Origin of the sequence: Streptomyces syringium (assembly GCF_017876625.1) — a bacterium.
GTDB lineage: Bacteria > Actinomycetota > Actinomycetes > Streptomycetales > Streptomycetaceae > Streptomyces > Streptomyces syringius.
The window spans coordinates 3,441,260-3,462,872 of record NZ_JAGIOH010000001.1 but is presented as its reverse complement, the minus strand read 5'-3'; the positions used below and the strand labels follow the sequence as shown (position 1 = coordinate 3,462,872).

27 protein-coding genes are annotated in these 21,613 nt (G+C 68.2%); 9 read left to right on the top strand and 18 right to left on the bottom strand.

The genetic code is table 11. The annotated features are described in order from the left end of the window. Window positions 1–3: 3 nt before the first annotated feature. From JO379_RS15255 to JO379_RS15225, 7 genes are all read right to left on the bottom strand, one after another. On the bottom strand, window positions 4–714 hold the full coding sequence (locus JO379_RS15255; RefSeq protein ID WP_130878960.1) for an NHL repeat-containing protein: 711 nt from the start codon (window positions 712–714) through the stop codon (window positions 4–6). Next, entirely contained in the window at window positions 715–1,833 is a 1,119-nt protein-coding gene (locus JO379_RS15250; protein WP_209515364.1) for a hypothetical protein, read from the bottom strand. Further along, entirely contained in the window at window positions 1,830–2,948 is a 1,119-nt protein-coding gene (locus JO379_RS15245) for a hypothetical protein (protein ID WP_209515361.1), read from the bottom strand. Before JO379_RS15245 ends, JO379_RS15250 begins: the two co-directional genes overlap by 4 nt. Before the next feature lie 113 nt (window positions 2,949–3,061). Then, on the bottom strand, window positions 3,062–3,988 hold the full coding sequence (locus tag JO379_RS15240) for a phage distal tail protein (protein WP_209515358.1): 927 nt from the start codon (window positions 3,986–3,988) through the stop codon (window positions 3,062–3,064). 26 nt (window positions 3,989–4,014) lie between these two features. Beyond that, window positions 4,015–5,196, bottom strand: coding sequence for a phage tail family protein (locus tag JO379_RS15235; protein ID WP_209515355.1), 1,182 nt, complete (start codon window positions 5,194–5,196; stop codon window positions 4,015–4,017). Between the two features lie 45 nt (window positions 5,197–5,241). Then, window positions 5,242–6,315, bottom strand: a complete 1,074-nt coding sequence (locus JO379_RS15230) for a phage tail family protein (RefSeq protein WP_209515353.1) — start codon at window positions 6,313–6,315, stop codon at window positions 5,242–5,244. A 49-nt stretch (window positions 6,316–6,364) separates the two neighbouring features. Then, window positions 6,365–6,907 (bottom strand): hypothetical protein, encoded by a 543-nt coding sequence (locus tag JO379_RS15225; RefSeq protein WP_209515350.1) that lies wholly within the window; start codon window positions 6,905–6,907, stop codon window positions 6,365–6,367. Between the two features lie 134 nt (window positions 6,908–7,041). On the opposite strand from JO379_RS15225, the gene JO379_RS15220 reads away from it, so the two are divergent. Further along, a complete protein-coding gene (locus JO379_RS15220) occupies window positions 7,042–7,461 on the top strand; it encodes a hypothetical protein (protein WP_209515347.1) in 420 nt (139 codons plus the stop codon). Window positions 7,462–7,507: 46 nt separating this feature from the next. Here JO379_RS15220 and JO379_RS15215 read toward each other — a convergent pair whose 3' ends face one another. The 5 genes from JO379_RS15215 to JO379_RS33925 all read right to left on the bottom strand — a co-directional run bounded on the left by JO379_RS15215 (window position 7,508) and on the right by JO379_RS33925 (window position 10,611). Then, window positions 7,508–7,855 carry a hypothetical protein gene (locus JO379_RS15215; protein WP_209515345.1) on the bottom strand — a complete coding sequence of 116 codons (348 nt, stop codon included), beginning with the start codon at window positions 7,853–7,855 and terminating at the stop codon, window positions 7,508–7,510. Between the two features lie 65 nt (window positions 7,856–7,920). After that, window positions 7,921–8,211: a hypothetical protein gene (locus JO379_RS15210; protein WP_130878967.1), complete on the bottom strand. Its 291-nt coding sequence runs from the start codon at window positions 8,209–8,211 to the stop codon at window positions 7,921–7,923. A 126-nt stretch (window positions 8,212–8,337) separates the two neighbouring features. Then, the gene (locus tag JO379_RS15205) at window positions 8,338–8,913 is read right to left on the bottom strand and encodes a phage tail tube protein (RefSeq protein ID WP_130878968.1); all 576 of its coding nucleotides are present in this window, start codon (window positions 8,911–8,913) and stop codon (window positions 8,338–8,340) included. 106 nt (window positions 8,914–9,019) lie between these two features. Further along, window positions 9,020–9,427 (bottom strand): hypothetical protein, encoded by a 408-nt coding sequence (locus JO379_RS15200; RefSeq protein WP_130878969.1) that lies wholly within the window; start codon window positions 9,425–9,427, stop codon window positions 9,020–9,022. 254 nt (window positions 9,428–9,681) lie between these two features. Continuing rightward, window positions 9,682–10,611, bottom strand: a complete 930-nt coding sequence (locus JO379_RS33925) for a peptidoglycan-binding domain-containing protein (protein WP_209515342.1) — start codon at window positions 10,609–10,611, stop codon at window positions 9,682–9,684. 231 nt (window positions 10,612–10,842) lie between these two features. Here JO379_RS33925 and JO379_RS15190 point away from each other — a divergent pair, with 231 nt between their 5' ends. Beyond that, window positions 10,843–11,208, top strand: coding sequence for a cupin domain-containing protein (locus JO379_RS15190; RefSeq protein ID WP_130878971.1), 366 nt, complete (start codon window positions 10,843–10,845; stop codon window positions 11,206–11,208). 137 nt (window positions 11,209–11,345) lie between these two features. Here JO379_RS15190 and JO379_RS15185 read toward each other — a convergent pair whose 3' ends face one another. After that, window positions 11,346–11,858, bottom strand: coding sequence for a GntR family transcriptional regulator (locus tag JO379_RS15185; RefSeq protein ID WP_245382144.1), 513 nt, complete (start codon window positions 11,856–11,858; stop codon window positions 11,346–11,348). A 194-nt stretch (window positions 11,859–12,052) separates the two neighbouring features. On the opposite strand from JO379_RS15185, the gene JO379_RS15180 reads away from it, so the two are divergent. Then, entirely contained in the window at window positions 12,053–12,271 is a 219-nt protein-coding gene (locus JO379_RS15180; protein WP_372449085.1) for a DUF397 domain-containing protein, read from the top strand. A 155-nt stretch (window positions 12,272–12,426) separates the two neighbouring features. Here the strand turns inward: JO379_RS15180 and JO379_RS15175 are convergent, their stop codons facing one another. Next, a complete protein-coding gene (locus JO379_RS15175) occupies window positions 12,427–12,984 on the bottom strand; it encodes a hypothetical protein (protein ID WP_209515339.1) in 558 nt (185 codons plus the stop codon). Window positions 12,985–13,034: 50 nt separating this feature from the next. Next, window positions 13,035–13,712: a hypothetical protein gene (locus JO379_RS15170; RefSeq protein WP_209515337.1), complete on the bottom strand. Its 678-nt coding sequence runs from the start codon at window positions 13,710–13,712 to the stop codon at window positions 13,035–13,037. 262 nt (window positions 13,713–13,974) lie between these two features. Here JO379_RS15170 and JO379_RS15165 point away from each other — a divergent pair, with 262 nt between their 5' ends. Then, complete coding sequence (locus JO379_RS15165; protein ID WP_242626154.1) at window positions 13,975–14,301, top strand: hypothetical protein; 327 nt, start codon at window positions 13,975–13,977, stop codon at window positions 14,299–14,301. Between the two features lie 107 nt (window positions 14,302–14,408). Here the strand turns inward: JO379_RS15165 and JO379_RS15160 are convergent, their stop codons facing one another. From JO379_RS15160 to JO379_RS33695, 3 genes are read right to left on the bottom strand one after another with little or no spacing between them, the layout of a single operon-like run. Next, window positions 14,409–14,630, bottom strand: coding sequence for a hypothetical protein (locus tag JO379_RS15160; RefSeq protein WP_242626155.1), 222 nt, complete (start codon window positions 14,628–14,630; stop codon window positions 14,409–14,411). Then, window positions 14,627–15,391 (bottom strand): hypothetical protein, encoded by a 765-nt coding sequence (locus JO379_RS15155; RefSeq protein ID WP_242626156.1) that lies wholly within the window; start codon window positions 15,389–15,391, stop codon window positions 14,627–14,629. Before JO379_RS15155 ends, JO379_RS15160 begins: the two co-directional genes overlap by 4 nt. An 8-nt stretch (window positions 15,392–15,399) precedes the next feature. After that, the gene (locus tag JO379_RS33695; RefSeq protein WP_130878975.1) at window positions 15,400–15,729 is read right to left on the bottom strand and encodes a WhiB family transcriptional regulator; all 330 of its coding nucleotides are present in this window, start codon (window positions 15,727–15,729) and stop codon (window positions 15,400–15,402) included. Between the two features lie 290 nt (window positions 15,730–16,019). Here JO379_RS33695 and JO379_RS15145 point away from each other — a divergent pair, with 290 nt between their 5' ends. The 5 genes from JO379_RS15145 to tuf all read left to right on the top strand — a co-directional run bounded on the left by JO379_RS15145 (window position 16,020) and on the right by tuf (window position 21,508). Further along, window positions 16,020–16,475, top strand: a complete 456-nt coding sequence (locus JO379_RS15145; RefSeq protein WP_372449084.1) for a helix-turn-helix domain-containing protein — start codon at window positions 16,020–16,022, stop codon at window positions 16,473–16,475. 664 nt (window positions 16,476–17,139) lie between these two features. Then, entirely contained in the window at window positions 17,140–17,511 is a 372-nt protein-coding gene (rpsL, locus tag JO379_RS15140; protein ID WP_003948652.1) for a 30S ribosomal protein S12, read from the top strand. 2 nt (window positions 17,512–17,513) lie between these two features. Beyond that, window positions 17,514–17,984: a 30S ribosomal protein S7 gene (rpsG, locus tag JO379_RS15135; RefSeq protein ID WP_130878978.1), complete on the top strand. Its 471-nt coding sequence runs from the start codon at window positions 17,514–17,516 to the stop codon at window positions 17,982–17,984. Window positions 17,985–18,022: 38 nt separating this feature from the next. Further along, the gene (gene fusA, locus JO379_RS15130; RefSeq protein ID WP_130878979.1) at window positions 18,023–20,146 is read left to right on the top strand and encodes an elongation factor G; all 2,124 of its coding nucleotides are present in this window, start codon (window positions 18,023–18,025) and stop codon (window positions 20,144–20,146) included. A gap of 168 nt (window positions 20,147–20,314) precedes the next feature. Continuing rightward, entirely contained in the window at window positions 20,315–21,508 is a 1,194-nt protein-coding gene (tuf, locus tag JO379_RS15125) for an elongation factor Tu (RefSeq protein ID WP_130878980.1), read from the top strand. The last annotated feature ends 105 nt before the right edge of the window (window positions 21,509–21,613 follow it).

Below are 21,613 nucleotides of genomic sequence, written 5' to 3'. Positions count from 1 at the left end.
AGGTCAGGACTGGACGCCGTACAGCGCGCGCGGGCGGCAGGAGACGGCGCCGCCCGCGGCGGTCGCGCGGGCCTGGACCTGGAAGGTCACACGGCTGTCGAACGCGGCCCCGATGGGCGCGGTGAACTCCAGCGGCCCCGGGCCGGCCGGTCCGACCTGGGCGTCGTTGACCAGCAGCCGGACCTCGCCGCCGGCCGTGGCGGCGATCAGGCAGTAGAGGTTCGGGTGCTGGGCGATGGCTTCGCCGCTGTAGAGCGTCGTCCACTCGGTGGAGTCGGTGGATTCCCAGCGGCGGGTGTTCTCCGGCGTCGGCATCGGATACGGGATGTACGGCCGGGCCAGCCCTTCCCCCGTGGTGTCGTCCGCGAAGAGGGCGTTGCCCTTGCGGTCGAAGACCTTCACGGACTGGCTCGGCTGGAGGTCGGGGGCCTCGGCGTGCACGGTGAGCGCCTTCGAGCCGTCGTCGCGGCGGACGAAGAAGCCCTGCTGCTCCCCGTCGGGCCGGGCGGGGGAGACCTGCCCGATGTAGAGCAGCTCGGCGCCCTTCTGCTCGTCGCGGTTGCGGACGGCCAGCTGGCCGCCGTCGCTGATGACGACGTTGCCGCCGCTGACCCGGTCCATGGCGGGGCGGGTGTTCGCGCTGCCCATGAGCGCCCGTACCTGCCGCTCCAGGGAGCGGATGCGGTCGAGGAGATCGGTGGGGATCGCGGCCATCTATGCCTCTTCCAGATAGAGCTTCGCGGTCTCGCTCCTGCCGCGCGCGGGCGGTGTGACGGTCAGGCCCACGACGCGGTAGCGCAGGTCCGGACCGTCCACGTGCCAGCCGTCGCGGATGCGCAGCCGGACGGACGCGCCGATGAGCGCGGGGGTGATCCGCCCGTCCACGCGGATGGTCACCTCGGGGATGATCTGCGGCCTGCGGGCCCGGGCCAGCTCGGCCCGTGCCGCGCTGTTCAGGACCGCCTGCTCCGAGACACCGCTGTGGTCCGAGGAGTTCTCCAGGCGGGGCCAGCCCGCGTCGAGGTCCTCGGTCGCGACGGCGGGGACGGACATCTCCGGGAGCGAGTCGGAGGCCTGGTTGCGGTTGGCGGTCTCGCCCCGGGCGATCCAGACGTTGGCCTGCACGGTCGAGTCGGCCGGCAGGCTGTAGGTGAGGACTTGGCCGGGCCGGTCGAGCACGATGTCCGCGTCACCCGTCGTGATCTTCGGATGGCCGAGCTGGAGCTTCTTGACCCGCGCGCCCGTCTCGGGGTCGCGGAAGCACTGGACGCGCCACTCGAACCCGTCCTGCATGGCCGCCAGTTGGTCGATCAGCTCCCGCACCCGCGCCAGGTCCGTATAGGCGTAACGGCGGTTCCACACCACGCCGGAGAAGTCGTCCCCGTAGGTGATGCCGATGTCGCCGCCCGGCTGGGACTGGACGTGCCGGACGAGGGCACGGACGATCTCGAACTGGTCGACGGTCGAGAAGCTCCGGTCCCGGCCCAGGATGCGGTGGTCGAGGTAGGAGTCGAAGGTGCCCGCCTGGATCTGCACGCTCAGCCGGCCCCGCTCGTCACCCGCCGGGGTGCACGTCCACAGGATGCCGCCCCACCAGATGTCGGAGCCGCGCTCCAGCCAGACCGCGGTGCGGCCGGGCTGGAGCGCGGCACGGGCCCGCTGCGCGAGGGCCGTGTCGGGGAGCGGGACCGTGGCACGCAGCTGCCCCGGCTTGCCGATGAAGTCGTCGAACTCGACCTCGGTGAGGGGCAGCGAGTCGATGACCCGGTCGGTGCGGAGATCGCAGAAGAGGGCGCGGTAGGTCACGTCCGCCGCCGGCGTCGTCCGCCTCATACGGCGGCCTCGTAGGTGCCGTACACCTCGTACCAGTTCTTGGCGACGGGCGGCATCGGGTCGTCACCGTCGACCCAGAAGCCGGTGGGCTTGCCGGAGGCCTGGACGGCGGACCAGCTGCGGGCGACGCCCTTCTCCTCGTACGAGGCGCTGATCTCGGCGCCGCCGTGGAAGTAGCCGTTGGACTCGCCGCCGATGCGGGCCCGGAAGTTGACCGTGTGGACCGGCTTGGCGACCGGACGGACCGGGAGGCTGAGGTACCAGTTGCCGTTGCTGCCGGAACCGCCCCACGTGGTGGTGGAGCCGATGGTGAGCTCGGCGCGGAAGTGGACGATGGGGCCGTCCTGGATGTAGCGGCCGGTCACGGAGCCGTTGCCGAGGTTCACCGGCGGGCCCTGGGTGGCCCGCCAGATCGGCGTGTAGTCCTGCCAGGACGGGCGCTGCGGGTAGGGCATCCACTTCTGGCCGTCCCAGCGCTCCAGCCCCACGCCCGTGTCGCGGTACTGACCGGGGTAGGCGCCGTCGAAGCCCAGGCCCCAGCCGAGCGGGATGATGCCGCCGACCGCGACGGTCGCCCGGCGCCGGTCCTTCACGGCGGTCGCCCAGTTGATGCCGCCGGTCCCCGACGAGGCGCCCTTGGGGACCGTGACCTCGGCCAGGGCCAGCGAACCGAGCGGTGTCTTCGGTGCGACGGGGTTGGCCGCCGGTATGCCCTGGACGACCTCGATGACCGCGGCCGTCTGGTTCGAGGCGTCCTGCTGGGCGTCGTAGATGCGCAGCACGACGAGGTCCACGCGGGGGTAGCCCGGGTCGCCGTCCCCGAAGGTGACGCTCGTGTGCTCGCTGCACACGACGGGGTAGGCGCCGGCGACCTCGGTGCTCTGCACGACGGCGCGGCCCGGAGCCACCTTGGCGCTCATGCCCGCGGTGTCACCGAAGACACGCAGACCGGAGATGGCCTCGTTGCCGCCGACGGAACCGGGGATCACCCCGTCGCGCGAGCTCAGGACGCCGTTCGGGGTCATGGTGCCGAGCGGGGCGAGCCGGGTGTCGACCCGTGTCTGGCCGCCGTCGGCGTCGGTGGAGTTGAGCAGCCAAGCACTGCGGATGTTCATACCGTTCTCCAGGTGGTGTGCGGGGTGGTGGAAGGCGGCGGGCCCTGTGGTCGGAAAGGCGGCGGCCTCTGTGGTGGAAGGAGGCGGGCTCCGTGGTGGAAGGAGGCGGACTCCTACCAGTGCGCGTTGCGCCAGGTGACGGCCACCGAGGCGGCGGGGTCGACCGGTCCGGGCGCGGCGCGGAACGCCAACGCGGTGGAGCCGGGCTCCAGTTGGAAGAGCTGCTCGGGCGTCGACCAGGCGGTGGCGGTGTGGATGCGGGAGGCGGAGTCGTTGAGCACGACCGTGCCCGCGTTGGTGTCGATCGTCAGCACATCGGAGGCGGCCAGCTTGAGGTCGTACTCGATGCGCAGGCCGTCACTGAGGCGGGTCAGCGACGGGCGGCGCACCGGACCGCGGAACTCGATCACGGGGTTCGCCGGGGCGTCGCCGTCGTTGACCGCGGTGACGATGCCGGTGGAGGTGATGTCTCCCCAGTTCAGCGGCCATTTCAGGCCCTGCTCCCGGTCCCAGCCGAGGCCGCGTTCGGGGGTGGGCAGGCCGGTCCGTTCGGTCTGTTCGTCGACGGAGAAGCGGCGCGGATCGGCGCAGACCCACTGCACGGTGGCCTTGGCGGCGCCGTGCGTCACGAACATCCGGTCCTGGGGGATGGAACGCTGGTTGACCCGGGCCCGGCAGGCGAGGGTCTCGCCGTGCAGCCGCACGGCCAGCCACTGCTCGCCGCTGTGCACGGAGGTGGCGGCCCGGAACTGCGCGGCGACGGCCGCCGCCCGGGACGGCTGGTCGGGCAGCAGCCAGACGGGCGCGGTGACGGTACGGGCCTGGGACCACTGGGAGCCCGGCCAGGCGCCGTGCTGGTCGGGGCGCAGGACGTCGCCGCTGTCGAGGCCGGGCAGGTCGGCCCAGCCGGTGAGCCCGCTGTCGGCGATCTCGTAGTCGGTACCGGGGCCGAAAAGCAGTCCGGCCCACTGGATCTGCCCATCACGGGTGATCAGTGAGCCGGGGGGTGCGGTGGCCGTGTTCATTTGTGTCGGGGGCATGGGTTGCGTGGCCCTCACCTTCTCGTTTACGTCGTGTGCGCCAGGAACAGCAGGTCCTCGGCGATGCCGTGGGAGCCGCGGTTCTCGGGCTCGTAGTAGTTCTCGATGCGCCGGGGCGCCGGGCGGGCGCCGGGCACCGAGCGGGCGGCCTCGGCGGTGCGGGCGAGCAGCCGGTCGAGCGCCGACAGCGGCAGAACGGCCTCGGCCTCGCCGGCCTCGGCGAGGATCACGGGCACACCGCCGTCGCGAGGGGTGACCACGCCGCCCTGGGCGAGCATCGGGATCTTCGACAGGTGCACCCCGAACTTCTTGCCGAAGAGGCTGAAGCTGAGGCTGTTGAGACCGTCGATCACCCAGTTGGCGAAGGCGATGAGCCCGTTGAGCGGACCCTTGACGACGCCGACGACCATCTGGAACCCGGTCTGGAGGAAGTCGCCCATGCCGTGGAGGGCCTTCTCCATCGCGGAGTTGACCTTGTGGAACCCGTCCGGGATGGACTTGGTGACCCACTTGACGACGGGCTTGATGACATTGCCGACCGCGTCCCAGACGCCCTTGATCACCGTGACATAGGCGGTGACGACCGGGACGATCACGGTCAGCGCCGCGTCGATCAGGTCGCCGACGGTGGTGAAGACCGTCTCCATGAGCTGCTGACCCAGCTCCGAATCCATCGCGAACTCGATGAGCTGGACGGCGAACGGGGCGAGGAGCGTGGCGACGAGGACGAAGGGGTTGGTCTTCATGACGAGGTTGACGGCCGTCATGACCTTGGAGGCGATGTTCAGATTGCCGCCGAGGACCCCCGTGATGCGCCCGATGATGCCCGCGCCCTTGCCTTGAAGGGCGATGGACTTGGTGGCGCCGTCGGACTGCCGCTTGATGTTCTTCAGCAGCCGCGTCGACTGCTGGGCGCCGGTCTTCGACTTGAGGATGCCGGCGTTGGCGGTCCCGGCCTGCTTGCCGAGCGCGGTGGCGGCACGCCCGGCGGCGGTGGCCCCGGTGCCGAACTGCTTGACGTCCTTGCCGGCCTGACCGGTGGAGGACTTGATGCGGTCGGCGGCACGGGAGGCGTTGCGGATGCCGGTCTGGCCGGTACGGATCGCGCGGGTGGCCTGGCTGAGGGCGGTACCGAAGTTACGGAAGGCTCCAGCGGAGTTGGCGAGTGGGTTGCGCGGGGCTCGGGCGATGGCCATCGCTGCCGCCATGGTGGGTTTTCCTCCCCTCGGGAACGGGGACTGCCTTCACGCGATTCACCCGCGGGCCTTGGCGAGGAACATCAGCGCCATGGCAGTGTCCTTGGGGTCGCTGGACGACGTGGCGTAGTAGTTCTCGATGTGGAAGCCATTGCCTTGCGTGCCGTTGCCGAGCGCGCCGGCGGAGGCGAGACGGGACTGCACGGCGGTACGGGTCAGCAGCCGGTCGAGCTTCGACAGCGGCATGACGGCCTCGGACTCACCGGCCTCGGCGACGATCGCGGGCACGCCGCCGCTGCGCGGCGCGACGATGCCGCCCTCGGCGAGCATCGGGATCCGGGGAATGCTGACCCCGAAGGTCTTGCCGCCGACGACGGGCACCCAGCCGGGGATGGAGACCTTGATGCCGTTCAGCGCGCCGATGGCACCGTTGATCAGGCTGATCACACCGTTGAGCGGTGACTTGACCGCCGACATGATCCCGTCGAAGACACCACCCGCGAAGCGGGACAGCCCGCCCCAGGCGCTGGACAGCGCGTCCTTGACGGTGTTGAACGCACCGGGGATGGCGGAGCCGATCCACAGGGCGATGGGCAGGATCGCGGCCTTGATGCCGTTCCACACACCGGAGATGATCTTCCCGGTGGCTCTCATGATGGGCCCGATGGCCTTCATGACGGTCGAGACGACCTTGCCGATGACGTCGAACGCCACCTTCATGACCTTCTGCATCGCCTTCGACTTGGACGCCATGGTGACGACCTTCTCGATGAGCGGTGCGAAGAGTTCGAGCAGCGTCCCGATGACGTTGCCCTTCATGGACTTGTTGAGCCCCTTGAACCCACCGTCGGCCTTCTTGAGCCCGCCCTGGAACTTGCCCATGGACTGCCCGCCCTTGCCGGCTTCCTTCCCGACCTTGGCGACCGACTTCGCCGCCTGGTCGGCGGCGGTCTTCATGCCCTTGAGCTCGCGGGTGGACTGCTTGGCGGAGTTCTTGATTTTGCCGACGTTGGTGTTGGCGGTGCCGGCTTGCTTGCCGAGGGTGCCGGCGGAGCGGCCGGCGCCTTCCAGGTTGGTTTTGAAACCTCGGGCAGCGCCGGAGGCTCTGCCGAGGGATTGCACTAGGGACACGTTCTACCCCAATTCAGTTGGTCATCCGGGCGACTGGTGGGTTACCCGGTTAACCCAGTGCGCGCACCAGGTTCGTGACACGCAGTTCGAGGTCGCGTATTCGAGCAGCCTCATTTCCGCCGACAGGCGTCGGGCGGCGTTGCGCCCGGTCGCCGGTACTCACTTGATTGCGGGTTTCGGACCGACGTCTTTCGATTCCGTCGATGCGTAGGTGAATATTTCGGTCGGCACCCTGCAGTAGACGTATGTTTGTCGTGTTTCGGCGCACCTCGGGTTCCAGTGCGTCTATGCGCAGGACCTGTTCGTCCAGAGGGTTCTCGGGCTTTTTCCAAAGGAAGCCCCATTTGTTGCGCTCGAGCTTGAACTGCTTCTCGATCGCGGTGTCGATGCTGAAGAGCTTGGGGAGGCCCAGCGTGAATATCGCCGTTATCTTGGTAACGACGATTATTTCGACCCACTTGCTCCAGTTTACTTTCCAGTCGGTCCAGTTTACGGATGGTGCGTCGTTCTTTATGTCGGCTGGCTTGGCTGATTTATTGGCCAGATCGCTTTCGACTTTGCTGAGTCGATCCTCGATCGTTGGTGTTGTCATGACCGGAGCGTTCACTCCTTTCGGATTCTGAAGTCATGCGAGTGTGCATCGGGTTGACGGGTGGTCAGGCCAGGCTCTAGTGTTGGCGAACATATGCCCGATTTCTGCTGTTCGCGAGGCAAGGAAAACCGCAAGTGAGAGCTGAAGCACTCGAAGGTCCCCTGTCGGCTGCCGTCTGGTTGATATTTGCGTTCGGATGCGCGTGGCTATTGTTCGGGGCGGTGTTGGCTCTCGCCGACACCCTCGCTTACCGCAGAAGAGTGACGGTCCCTGCTGATTGTCAGGCGCTGAACGATGAGCCAGGTGGTGTGGTGCGGCACCTGCTCAGTCGAAGCCCTGTAGCCGGCGAGGACCGGAAGGTTCTACTGCGCGCCAAGGGTGTAGTCGCCGAAGTGGGGTCCACGGTCTTGATTTCCTATGACCTGAAGAGGCCGCACCAGGTCTTTCTCGCCTCCCATCATCCCCGCTTCGAGCATTTGAGGGGTGAAGTGCTTGCTGGAGTGATCGGCGCGCTGCCCATCTTGTACGTCCTCATCAGGTGGGTAATCTCCTGACAAGTGGAAAGCGAGGGGCGGGGCGCTGAGCCCGTCAATCTCTTTCTCAAGCGAAGAATCGTGCCAGATCGGCTGGTGCCGGCAGCGTGTCAGAGTCGAGGCCTTCGTCACGGAGTGAATCCGTTTCCGGGTTCGAGTTTGCGAGGTTCGGCCTCGGTACGGGATCCGGGTATTCCATACCATCGGAGTCCTCGCCACTGTTGATCGTGGCAGTGATCCAGTTGGCCACCGCCAGGTGATCAACCGCCGCCGCAAGCAAATGCGTCGACGCATCCCACTCCACGGCTTCCCCGTGCAAATCACGGTTCACGGCGCTATCGCGTGGCATGTGCTTGACCAGCACCGAAAGCCGTCGCGTCGAGAGCGACCCCCGGTGCCAGTCCAGCAAGTCCACGCCGTAATGCCGCAGCAGATCGGCTTCCAGAGCCTCGGCGTGTTCTTCTACGAACGCGTCGAGGCTCAGTCTTCCCCCAGGCCGAGCCCGGTCTCCTTGCCGTACGCCTCAAGGATCGCGGCGATGTCCTGCATCGTCACGTCATGCTCGACGAAGAGCTTGAACTGCTTCTCGCCCAGCAGCAGCCCCAGCAGCCCGTCGACGTCGTTGTCGTCGAGGTCGCGCAGCGCGCGCGCCGTGCGGTGGCCGATCTCGGTGGGGAGTTCGAAGGTGTCGCCGTCGAGCTGGAACGACCACGACTTGCCGTGGGCCTCCATGCGCTGGGCGCGGGCCGCGTTGACGTCGAATCCGGACATGGTGCTGCTCCTTGAGAGAAGAGAAGTAAAGGGTCGGGCGCCGCCCCGCGTCGGGGAGAGCGCGGGGCGGCGGCCCTGTTCATGTGGTCCGCGGGAAAGATCCGCGGGAAAGGCCGGACTACGGCCTTACTTGGCCGCGAACGCCTTGTCCTTCATCAGCCAGGTCGCCAGCGGCGCGCCCGCCTTCGAGGCCATCGCCGTGAAGGTGACGCCCAGCTTGACCGCACCCTTGCGGTTGAGGTCCATGTCATCGCTGACCGTGACCAGACCGCGCGGCACGACGAAGCGGTAGCGGACGTCGGCGCCGTCGGTGAATTCCAGACCCAGGGCGCGCTCGTCCTCGCCCTGGTCGCTCTGGATCTCGTACTTGTAGATGCCCGAGTTCGGGGCGGTCTCGGCGACGTCGCCGCCACCGAAGAAGAACGGCAGGGTGTCCTCGTTGAGCTGGAGCATGCCGAACTTCAGGGTCAGCTCGCGCTCGGTGTAGATCGTGCGGGCCGGGGTGAGCGACTGCCAGGTGTCGATGTTGGCGGTCTTGCCCTTGCGGCCGAACTTCACACCGTCGGTGCTGGTGTAACCCAGGTCGTGCCAGGCCGCGCTCCACTCGGTGGTGGTGTCGAGGGGGGCGTCGGTGCCGACCTTGGCGACGAGGATGCGGCCGGTGCCGGCAACGCGGATCTCGCTCGGGTTCATACCGGGCATGGGGGTTCTCCTTGATGAGAGTGATGTGTGAGGTGGTGCGGGGTACGACAAAGGCCCCGCCGGTGTGCGGCAGGGCCTGTGGGGAAAGCGCGGGTGCTCGGTCCGGTCAGGCCGGGCGGAGCGAGAACCGCACTGTGGTGAGGTAGCGATTGCCGGCGGGCCGGTTGTAGTCCGGCAGCCAGCGCACGGCCTCGGTCTCGACGACGTCGGTGACGACCGCGGTCCCGTAGACGGTGCCGCGGAGCTGGAGGAGCGCGGCGCGGACGGACAGCGACACGGTGTGTGCCGTCGTCTTGTCCGGTCCGTAGACCTCCAACTCGACGAGGGGCTGGTCGAGATGGAGATCGTCGACCCAGGCGCCGCCGGTCCGGGAGACCAGCACCACCTTCTGCGTACCGTCGAAGCCGTTGGGCGGACGGTTGTCGACAACCACCCCGGCCAGTTCCGGCCGGTACTTCAGGTTCTCGACGATGAGGCGTTCCACATCGGGGAACGAGAGCAGGGCCTCATTCACATGCGGTCTCCTTTCGTGCGGGCGGCGGGTGCGTCGGGCGGCCGGCGCGTGCGGCGCGGCGCGGAGGCGAGCGGTGCGGTAGGGAGAGCGGGCTGCCGTATGCGGCCCGTATGCACCGGCCGCCCAACGCGAAGCGGCGGTAGCCGCCGCCCTGTTGTGGGCGCAGCTCCGCCGCTGCACTTATTGTGAACGAGATCGCGCGAGCACGCAACTAGAAGTTTCGAGCTCGCAATCACCGGCCCGTGGGGTCACGGCTACGGCTCGCTGGTCATCGCTTCCAGCGCCCGGCGCGTGTTCGGGCCGTAGACGCCCGAAGGGTCACCCTTGATGCCGTTGTCCCGCTGGAAGTCCGCCACGGCGTGGCCGTCCTCGCCGCTGTAGTGGCCGTCCTCCCGGACGACATCCGGAGCCAGGAGCCAGCCGCCCTCCTCGTTCAACCGCTGCTGCATCTCCAGGACGTCCGGGCCTCGCATGCCCTGCTTCAGCGTGGCCGCCGTGTTGTCCGACGGCGGGGCAGTGCGGGCCGTGGCACCCGACGGTGCCGAGGCGTTGCTTGAGGCGTCGGCGAGAACGGGCGTCCGTGCCGAGGCCGGGTGGGCTCCCGAGGCCGAGGGCGACGCGCTCGTCTTCGCGTCGGCGCTCTTGCCCGGCGACGGCGACGCGGACGCCTTCGCGGTCGCCCGGGAGGCCGAGCCCGACGGCGTCGGGCCCTTGGTGGCATCCCCGGTGGAGGCGTTCGCCGTGGGGCCGCCCGCGAGGTCGTTCGGCCGTGCCTGATCGCGTTCGTCATCGCCGCCGAGCAGGCCGGCGGCGAGCAGGCCGCCGCAGACGGCGACCACCGCCACCGCCGCCCCGGCCACGGCGGCCAGAGGGCGCTTCCGGCTCCGTCGGCGTCCGCGCGGGCTGTCGGCGCGCTGCGGCCTGCTCTCGCCGGGAGCGGGGTGGGCGAACAGGCCCAGGTCCTCCGGGGCGGCGCCGGCCTCGTGATCCGGTGTGATGCTCACGGCCGTGGTGTCCTCATACGGCCCGACCCCCGGCTGGGCGACGTACGGCCTGATCCGCAACGGATCGAAGCCCCCGGTCACGGCGTCCGCGTCCACGCCCGCGCGCAGCGCGCACCCGCAGCCGGGGCCGCTGTCCGCGTCCCGCTCCGTACCGCAGTCAGGGCAGCGCTGTGCCGTCACCGTCGTCCCTCCGTCGAATGGCAGCGATTATGCAGACCGGATTCCGATCTGCACAGGCCTGACCTGCGATAAAGCGGTTTCGATGCCTTCTCCGGCGGTCCATAACCCTGCAAACCCCCAAGGACCGGACGGCCGGCGGTGCGGCCCAGATCTCGCGTGGCCCAGCCGTCAGGACCAGACTGGAAGAAGGAAGGCTTCTCGGGCCCCTCCCGGGCCGGGAAGGGAGGAGTGATGACCTCGACCACAAGGGAAGACGCCCCTGTCGGCTTCGAAGGCGACGGCGTCGAACTGCGCATGAAGGACCTGGGCGGCGACATGGGCGCCGCGTTCATCCGGTTCCCCAAGGGAACGGACATGGCGCCGGCCCTGAAGGGCCTCCCGGACGACCTCTGCCAGTGCCCGCACTGGGGCTACATATTCAAGGGGCGTCTGAAGCTGAAGACGAAGCACGGTGACGAGATCTACGAAGCGGGCCAGGCCTTCTACTGGGCCGCCGGCCATGCGCCGGAGGCGCTTGAGGACTGCGAGTTCGTGGACTTCTCGCCGACGCAGAAGTTCAAAGAGGTGATCGACCACGTGAACTCGCAGATGAGCTGAGTTCAGGGCTCGGTGGTCTCGCCGCCGGGGCGGCGAGGCCTGCGTGGAGAACGGCGCTCACTCGTCGCGCAGATCGGCGGCGATCCGCCCGTGCAGAGAGCGCCCGTCCTGCGAGTCCGCCTCGGCCTTGGGCACGGTCATCCGATCGTGATCTCGTAACGCAGTCGCTGGCGATGGGCGGGCATGGTCATCATGTCGACCTGAAACGGCCGCTGCCGGCTGTCGAGCGTGAGTCGCGTCAAACGCAGAACTGGTTCGTCCGCCGCTGTCTGAAGCAGTTCCCGCTCTCCGTCGCTCGGCATCCCGGCGATCACGTCCTCGCGGACCTTCGCACCCACGTACCCGAGTTCGGCGAGCAGGGTGATTGCTCCGCCGGGAATCTTGGCTGTCTTGGCGAGACGAGTGCCGCGGGCGATGTCCGCCGGGTAGTAGGTGTCCGTCAGCTCGTTCGGCCGGTCGTCGAGATACATCATCCGGCGGCGCACGACGACGGAATCCCCGTCAGGCAGCCCGAGCAGCTCGGCGACATCCGGTGGTGCCGCGACCTCCCCGGCGTGGATGATGCGCTGGCTTCCGCGTCGGCCCTGAGCTGCGGCTTCGGCCCTCCAGGCGTCGCCTCCGCCGGCGCCGCGCGGCGTCAGATACGGCATCGAGCTGCTGATCCACCGGCTGTTGCTCACGATGTCTGCCCTCCGGCCGTCGAGCTTCACACCCTTGCCGCTTCACACGGTATGCGACCAGCCAGGGGTGGGTGCAGTGTGTGTGCAGGTGCGGCGCTCCGGCATCGCGGGACCCGCTGCGCCGCGCCTGCTACGACTACAGAGACTTAGGGGACTGACGAGCCGTGTTATCTGTCGTTGACCTGACGTGTGCCCTTTGGTTCAAGAGCACCTACAGCGGGACCGACTCCAACTGCGTGGAGGTCGCCCGCGCCCCTGGTGTGATCGGTGTCCGGGACTCGAAGGACCCGGGCGGGCCCGTCCTCACCTTCGGCCCGGTGGCGTGGAGGGCCTTCGGGGCGGGAGGGGAAGTGGGTAAGGGCTGCGTGCGCTCAAGCCGGTGAACCCCGGCTCGGTGAAGGCGCACGTTGGCCGGGATGTAGACGTCACGTCGGCAGGAGGGGCATGAGCAAGAGGAGCAACGGCACCGCCAGCAGGGAAGTCAGAACCGCTCCGAAACAGCCATGAGTACACCTCGCACCGTGCCGCCGGGCGGAGTCTAGATCGAGACTTCCCAGGGGCCGAGTGATTCGATGCGTAGATATCCAGGGCCGGGAATCCTCATCTTCCCTCGGACCGTTCCGAACTGCATGACCGTGGTGACGGTCCTTCCGTCCGGCGCCATATGGGTGATCACCGAACCGCCGTCGGCGGTCTTTCGATCAAATGCAAAGTTGACGGTTCGTAGCCCTGCCGGGCACCACAGGACGTCGTTCGTTCGACCTCGGACGCTTCCGGAGATCTCCCGAGCGGCTTCGAGCGGCAGAACCCGTACTCGCCAGCGAGCGAATCCGCCTCCACTGCTCGAGGACGAGAGGCGTTGAATGTGCACGTGGGTGTACTTCCGCCCGAGGAGAAGGCGCTGTGGCCTCCTCCCTATCGCCAGCGCTGCTACGGGACCGCGCACCTCGCGTTGCGGGGTCTTCTCTACCCCGTGCGCCATGAACATGCTGTACCAGCCCATCGAGCGCACCTCCAGGAGCGTCGGCGCCCCAGGGGTTCGCGGTATCTCGACGTCGCGGTTCCGCCAGCCCTCGTACGAGGCTAGGTCTTCCAACGTTCTTCCCTTCTGCCGGCGTTCGCCTGCTGTCCAGCCGCGCCGCACGCTCAGTACGCCGACCGCGGTACCGCGTCGCGGATTTCGGCGATCTCCGCCTCCACGTCGCGGTACCAGTCGGTGACCTTGCGGTCGGGCTCGACCTCTATGTGGCCCGCGTCCAAGGCGCGCAGGCGGTCGCCGACCGCGTTGAGCCTGGCCTCCAGTGCGAAGCGGCCCTGGACGGCCGGGCCGTCCCAGGCGAGTTCGTTGGCGGCTGCCGCCATCGCGGCGTGGGCGCGTGCCCTGATCGGGGCCACCTTGTCGCGCAGCTCCAGAAGCGTGTTCCGTAGGCCGAGGAGGGATTCCGTGGCACCCTCCAGGTCCGGCACCATGGAGGCGCAGTTCTGGCTGTACTCCGTGAAGAACTCGGCGGCAGCCTTGATCGCCTCGAAGTCAGTGTCTGCCACGTCGCACCACGAGGCGCGCATGTCCTCGTACGTGGCGATCATCGAGTCCACGCTGTCCCAGGTGGCCTGGCTTTGTGCCAGCTGGGTGCGCACCGTGTTCACCGGCAGCCCGTCGCCGAAGCCGAGCTTCGCCGAGACCTGGTTGTGGGCGTCTTCGATCCCGACGCGCGCGTCCCGCAGCAGTTGGTGGGCATCTTCCGCCACCTGCATCACATACGCCAGCGTCTCCTCGGCTTCCGCCAGCAGCCGGGCCTCCGCGTTGCGCCTGCGTCCCCACATATCCTCTCCCCACCCCTCTGCGTGCCCCCTGCACGCATGAAACGATCTCATGTTCGAGCGGGGTGGGCGGGCGATGTCGCGGACTGTCCCCCTGAGGGGACGGAGTGTCAGACCGGCGGGTTAGATTAATGGGCGATCGCGCACACTCCCGGGTATCTCACGACAGATGCACAGGAGGCGTCACGGAGGGGCATATGAGTCGGCCAATAGCACCTGGGGGTGGCATGAGCGAGTCGGTCGTGGGGTGCGGAGGGGGCACGCGGTGAGTGTCCACAGCGAGCGGCTCGCGGAGGTCGTGGCCGCCACCGTGGAGGTGGCCGCCGAATCCGGGTCCGCCGGGGTCTTCACCGGCGAGGTCGCCCAGGCGCTGGCCGCCGTCGTCGGCAAGGTGGCGGACAGGGCCGTCGACGCCGCCGAGCTCAGTGGGTTCGTCAGTGGGTGGCAGGAAGCCATCGAGGCGGTAGGGGAGGACGCCTCGGCGGGTGCTCAGGTGGTGCGGATGGCCTCGTGGGGGACCATGAACGGGGGCGGTCCCTCCGGCGGCAGCCCCAGCGGGAACGATTCTTCGCCGCCGCCCCGAGTCCGTTAGGGCGGCCGGCCCGGAGTGCGTAAGGAGCGCCCCGCAGCCTTCTCGGCTGCGGGGCGCTCCTTTATATAGACGCCCTGCGTATATAGGGGACAGGAGCGGGGACAGGATCACGCCCGCGCGCGGCGCTCGTGTGCCCTGCGCGTCGCGCGCTCCGCCGCGAAGACGTCCTCCAGGCGGAACAGGTGTGTCCGGCCCCGGCGGCCCGCCGGGGTCAGGTGTTTGAGCTGGACCCACTTGCGGATGGTGTCCGGGACCACCGCCGCCTCTTCCGCCGCCATTGCCGTCGTCACCAGAGCGGACGCCGGTACGTACATAGGCGCTGTCGTCATCGGGAACCCTCCGTGGTCGTGTCCTCGTCCTCGGCACCGTCCTGGGCGGCTGTCAGCTCCGCCAGGTCGCCGTCCGTCGCCTCCGCGAGCTGCCGCCACTCCGCGCGGACCCAGGAATGCCGGTGGCGGGCGTCCGTGCGGCAGGTGCAGGCCGGGTCGGCGCAGCGGCAGCCGGGGTTGACGCACAGGACCGTCTCGCGGTGGGGGAAGACGCGCAGGGAGACGGAGTCGCAGTACTGGCAGCGGCCGCTGACGCGGACCGGGGTCTCGGCGTCGCCCAGGGCCAGGGAACAGCGGCGGGCCATGCGGCGGGCCTCGCCCCGTACGTGTTCGGCGAGCACCGGCTGGGCCGAGACGCGGTCGAGCAGGCCCAGCAGTCTGGTCAGCCGCTGCTCCACCGTGCCGCGCTGCGGGCGCGGGACGCGCAGTTTCTCGCAGACCGCTTCCTCCAGCTCCACCACTCCGTCGGTGATGTCGCGGATGGTGTCCGAGATGAACAGGCGGATGGGCGCGCCGGGAGCCGTCGGCCTTCCGCCCCGGCCGCCACCGCCGGTGAGGGAGGGGCGGGCGGTGCGGCTGGGGGCGAGCTCCTGGCTCAGCTCGGGGAACTGGCGGAGCAGGATGCCCAGCCATACCCCCGCCGGGTCGGGACGGTTGAGCCGGTTGGGCTGATCCGGCTGATCGGGCAGGGACGCGCGGTCGGGCAGGGACGCGCGGTCGGGCACGGCGGCGCGGTCGGAGCGGTCTGGGCTGTGGGTCATGGCTGCTCCTACGGGTGGTCCGGGTGGTCGACGGCGAGGTCCCGCTCCGGGTCCAGGTCCGCGGGAATCCTCACTTCCCTGCCGTTGCGCCACAGGCGCCCCCCGCTCACCCCGTCGAACCAGCTCTCCGCCGGGGCGACGGTCTCCAGGCAGCGGCGGCGAACGGGGCAGATGGCGCAGGCGCGCAGGGCGGGCAGGGCGGGTTTGGGGCGGCGGGCGAAGACCGTCTCGTCGGGGAGGCCGGCGCAGGCGGCGTGGGTGCGCCAGTCGGCCGGGCGGGCGGCGGCGGGGTAGGCGTCCCCGTGGAAGGTGGTGTGGACGAGCGCGGATGCGGGCATGGCAGGTGGTCCCTCTCAGGGCAGGGGAGGGGTTGCGGAGGCCCCCGTGACCCTTGTTGCGGTTGCGCAATCAACGTTACCGAGCTTGCGTGCGGGAGCGCAACAAACGATCAGGATGTGCTGCTCACCACGGCCCCACGGGGGCATTTACTAGTCAAGTGGCGCGAATTATGGGCTGCGGGGTAGCGGGTTGCGCGCTCGCACCGCATTCTGGTTATTGCGCGCGCGATCGGACGGTAGGGTCTGTTGTTGCGGAGGGAGAGCGTGTTATGGGCGAAAAAGGCTCGGATATGGAGCGTTTCGCGAGCTGGGTCGAGGGTCTGATGCGTGAGCGCGGATACGACATCGACAGCCCGCGGGGCGGCGGCAGGTCCCGGCTGGCGGAGGACGCCGGCGTGCATCGGGCCGCGGTGACGCGGCTGCTGCAGCGGCAGAGCCTGCCGGACCTGGAGACGATGCGCGCGCTGGCGCGCGTGCTCGGCGTGGGGCTGCGCGACATGCTGATCGAGTCCGGCAGGGTGACGGCGGACGACCTGCCGCTGCCCGGCGCCGGCCGGAGCGGCGCGGCGGCCTCGGGCCCCGGCGCCGGACGGGTGACGCCCGCCGAGGCGGCCGACCTGCTCGGCATCCCCGACAGTCACCGGCGGCAGTTCGTCGAGATGACCGAAATGATCATCGCGGTGGGCGGGGTCCGCCCGGCCGACGCGCACGGTGGCGTCCAGCGGGGTGTCTCGGCCAGTCGCTGAGCGCCGTCGCTGAGCGCGCACCCGGTCAGCCGAGTCGGCCACGTCGGCCCGGATCGGCTCGCGTCAGCCGTTGGGCGTAGTCGTTTGTCACGATTGACTGATTCAGGGTGATTCGCCCGCTGCGCGACGCCGCCTGACGTGACCATCCCCGTGCGTCACCCGTGGGTGTCGTCGCCCGCCCGGCGCGCACCGCTGTGAGCCGTGTCGCGTGCCCGCCCCGCCGACGCGGTCCCCGGCCCGTCGTCCGGGCGGTGCGCGGCCCCGGAACGGAGCCGCAACGTCCGGTCTCGGCCGGCCGGGACCCGGCCGGGACCCTTGGGGCGCCTGGGCGGCAGCGGTACGGTGGGGTGCGGTGGACCCGAGCCGCGCGGGCTCCCTGATCGGCGACATACGCTGCACATCAGGGTGTCCTCCGCGTGTGCATTTGTTTTGACCGCAGCCCATGCGGTAGGTACGCTCTGACCTTGTGCCTGGGGTGTCCCTGGGCTCTCGTGCGTGCCTTTTGACCGTACGAGGGGCCCAGACCGTAGCGGTCAGAGACGCCGAAATCTGCACCAACCCGTCGTCCGGCGGGGGTCTGCAGCCTTCGACACACCCGACCGCGTGGGTCGGCGAAACCCCAGGTTAGTTTTATCGTGATCGGCACACAGAAACCGGAGAAACGGTGCCTACGATCCAGCAGCTGGTCCGAAAGGGCCGGCAGGACAAGGTCGAGAAGAACAAGACGCCCGCACTCGAGGGTTCGCCCCAGCGTCGTGGCGTCTGCACGCGCGTTTTCACGACCACCCCGAAGAAGCCGAACTCGGCGCTCCGTAAGGTCGCGCGTGTGCGTCTGACCAGCGGCATCGAGGTCACCGCTTACATTCCGGGTGAGGGCCACAACCTCCAGGAGCACTCCATCGTGCTCGTGCGTGGCGGTCGTGTGAAGGACCTGCCGGGCGTTCGCTACAAGATCATCCGTGGCTCGCTCGACACCCAGGGCGTCAAGAACCGCAAGCAGGCTCGCAGCCGCTACGGCGCCAAGAAGGAGAAGTAAGAATGCCTCGTAAGGGCCCCGCCCCGAAGCGCCCGGTCATCATCGACCCGGTCTACAGCTCTCCTCTTGTCACCTCGCTGATCAACAAGATCCTGTTGAACGGCAAGCGTTCCACCGCCGAGCGCATTGTGTACGGCGCCATGGAAGGCCTGCGCGAGAAGACCGGCAACGACCCGGTCATCACCCTCAAGCGCGCGCTTGAGAACGTGAAGCCGGCCCTCGAGGTCAAGTCCCGCCGTGTCGGTGGCGCCACCTACCAGGTGCCGGTCGAGGTCCGTCCGGGCCGCGCCTCCACCCTGGCGCTGCGCTGGCTCGTCGGTTACTCCCGCGCCCGTCGCGAGAAGACCATGACCGAGCGCCTCATGAACGAGCTCCTGGACGCCTCCAACGGTCTCGGCGCTTCGGTCAAGAAGCGTGAGGACACGCACAAGATGGCCGAGTCCAACAAGGCCTTCGCGCACTACCGCTGGTAGTCGCTACCCACATCGAGACCGAGAGAAGACTGAGCCATATGGCCACCACTTCGCTTGACCTGGCCAAGGTCCGCAACATCGGGATCATGGCCCACATCGACGCGGGCAAGACGACCACCACCGAGCGGATCCTGTTCTACACCGGTGTCTCGTACAAGATCGGTGAAGTCCACGACGGCGCTGCCACGATGGACTGGATGGAGCAGGAGCAGGAGCGCGGCATCACGATCACGTCTGCCGCGACGACCTGCCACTGGCCGCTGAACGACGTCGACCACACGATCAACATCATCGACACGCCGGGCCACGTCGACTTCACCGTCGAGGTGGAGCGTTCGCTGCGCGTCCTCGACGGTGCCGTGACGGTGTTCGACGGCGTCGCCGGTGTTGAGCCGCAGTCCGAGACCGTTTGGCGTCAGGCGGACCGCTACGGCGTGCCGCGCATCTGCTTCGTCAACAAGCTCGACCGCACCGGCGCCGAGTTCCACCGCTGCGTCGACATGATCGTCGACCGCCTCGGTGCGGTGCCGCTGGTCATGCAGCTCCCGATCGGTGCCGAAGCCGACTTCAAGGGCGTGGTCGACCTCGTCCAGATGAAGGCTCTGGTCTGGTCCGCCGAGGCCGCCAAGGGCGAGATGTACGACGTCGTCGACATCCCGGCCACGCACACCGAGGCCGCCGAGGAATGGCGCGGCAAGCTCCTCGAGGGTGTCGCCGAGCACGACGACGCCATGATGGAGCTCTTCCTCGAGGGCCAGGAGCCCACCGAGGAGCAGCTGATGGCGGCCATCCGCCGCATCACGCTGGCCTCGCGTGGCAGCGCCGACTCCGTCACCGTCACCCCGGTGTTCTGTGGCACCGCGTTCAAGAACAAGGGCGTCCAGCCCCTGCTCGACGCGGTCGTGCGCTACCTGCCGTCGCCGCTCGACATCGAGGCTGTTGAGGGCCACGCCGTCAACAACCCCGACGAGGTCGTGAAGCGCAAGCCTTCCGACGACGAGCCGTTCGCCGGTCTTGCCTTCAAGATCATGAGCGACCCGCACCTCGGCAAGCTCACCTTCGTCCGGGTTTACTCGGGCCGCATGGAGACCGGCACCCAGGTGCAGAACTCCGTGAAGGGCAAGAAGGAGCGCATCGGCAAGATCTACCGCATGCACGCGAACAAGCGTGAGGAGATCGAGTCGGTGGGTGCCGGTGACATCGTCGCCGTCATGGGTCTGAAGCAGACCACCACCGGTGAGACCCTCTGTGACGCGGGCAAGCCGGTCATCCTCGAGTCCATGGACTTCCCGGCCCCGGTGATCCAGGTCGCCATCGAGCCGAAGTCCAAGGGCGACCAGGAGAAGCTGGGTGTCGCCATCCAGCGTCTCGCCGAGGAGGACCCGTCCTTCCAGGTCCACACGGACGAGGAGACGGGCCAGACCATCATCGCGGGTATGGGCGAGCTGCACCTCGACGTGCTGGTCGACCGTATGCGCCGTGAGTTCCGCGTCGAGGCGAACGTCGGTAAGCCGCAGGTCGCGTACCGCGAGACGATCCGCAAGGCCGTCGAGCGTATCGACTACACGCACAAGAAGCAGACTGGTGGTTCCGGCCAGTTCGCGAAGGTGCAGATGGCCATCGAGCCCCTCGAGGGCGACGGCTACGAGTTCGAGAACAAGGTCACCGGTGGCCGTATCCCGCGGGAGTACATCCCGTCCGTGGACGCGGGTTGCCAGGAGGCCATGGAGTTCGGCGTGCTGGCCGGCTACCCGCTGACCGGTGTCAAGGTGACGCTGCTCGACGGTGCCTACCACGACGTCGACTCGTCCGAACTCGCCTTCAAGATCGCCGGTTCCATGGCGTTCAAGGAGGGTGCTCGCAAGGCGTCCCCGGCTCTTCTCGAGCCGATGATGTCGGTCGAGGTCACCACCCCCGAGGACTACATGGGTGACGTCATCGGTGACATCAACTCCCGCCGTGGCCAGATCCAGGCCATGGAGGACCGTCACGGCGCCAAGCTCGTCAAGGGCCTGGTTCCGCTGTCGGAGATGTTCGGCTACGTCGGAGACCTCCGCAGCAAGACCTCGGGTCGCGCAAGCTACTCGATGCAGTTCGACTCCTACGCCGAGGTTCCGCGGAACGTCGCCGAGGAGATCATCGCGAAGGCCAAGGGCGAGTAACTCCGCGTCTTCGCACGCGAAGCTCACGCTTTAGGCTTTACACCGACTGTCGGGGCATACCGCAGCAATCCGAAGGAATGCGGCGGATGCCCCGGCGGACGGCACCCCAGCAAAGATCACCTGGCGCCGTTGAAGTAAGGCGTACAGAACCACTCCGTAGGAGGAACAGTGGCGAAGGCGAAGTTCGAGCGGACTAAGCCGCACGTCAACATCGGCACCATCGGTCACGTCGACCACGGTAAGACGACTCTTACCGCGGCGATCACCAAGGTGCTGCACGACGCGTACCCGGACCTGAACCCCTTCACGCCGTTCGACGAGATCGACAAGGCGCCGGAAGAGCGTCAGCGCGGTATCACGATCTCGATCGCTCACGTTGAGTACCAGACCGAGTCGCGTCACTACGCCCACGTCGACTGCCCGGGTCACGCGGACTACATCAAGAACATGATCACCGGTGCCGCCCAGATGGACGGCGCGATCCTCGTGGTCGCCGCGACCGACGGTCCGATGCCGCAGACCAAGGAGCACGTGCTCCTGGCCCGCCAGTCCGGCGTTCCGTACATCGTTGTCGCCCTGAACAAGGCCGACATGGTGGACGACGAGGAGATCATGGAGCTCGTCGAGCTCGAGGTCCGTGAGCTCCTCTCCGAGTACGAGTTCGACGGCGACAACTGCCCCGTCGTCCAGGTCTCGGCTCTCAAGGCGCTCGAGGGCGACAAGGAGTGGGGCGAGAAGCTCCTCGGCCTCATGAAGGCCGTGGACGAGAACATCCCGCAGCCCGAGCGTGACGTCGACAAGCCGTTCCTGATGCCGATCGAGGACGTCTTCACGATCACCGGTCGTGGCACCGTCGTCACCGGTCGTATCGAGCGCGGTGTCCTCAAGGTCAACGAGACCGTCGACATCATCGGCATCAAGACCGAGAAGACCACCACCACGGTCACCGGTATCGAGATGTTCCGCAAGCTGCTCGACGAGGGCCAGGCCGGTGAGAACGTCGGTCTGCTCCTCCGTGGCATCAAGCGCGAGGACGTCGAGCGCGGCCAGTGCATCATCAAGCCCGGTACGGTCACGCCGCACACCGAGTTCGAGGCCACGGCGTACATCCTGTCGAAGGACGAGGGTGGCCGTCACACCCCGTTCTTCAACAACTACCGTCCGCAGTTCTACTTCCGTACGACTGACGTGACCGGTGTTGTGACCCTCAAGGAGGGCACGGAGATGGTCATGCCCGGCGACAACGCCGAGATGACCGTCAACCTGATCCAGCCTGTCGCGATGGAGGAGGGCCTGCGCTTCACCATCCGTGAGGGTGGCCGCACCGTCGGCGCCGGCCAGGTCGTCAAGATCAACAAGTAACAACCCGGCCTCCGGGCCGATTGTTGCCGAAGGATCTGGGCGGGCCCCGCACATCATTTCGATGTGCGGGGCCCGTCTTTTTTGCATCCGGGCCCGGTCCGGGCT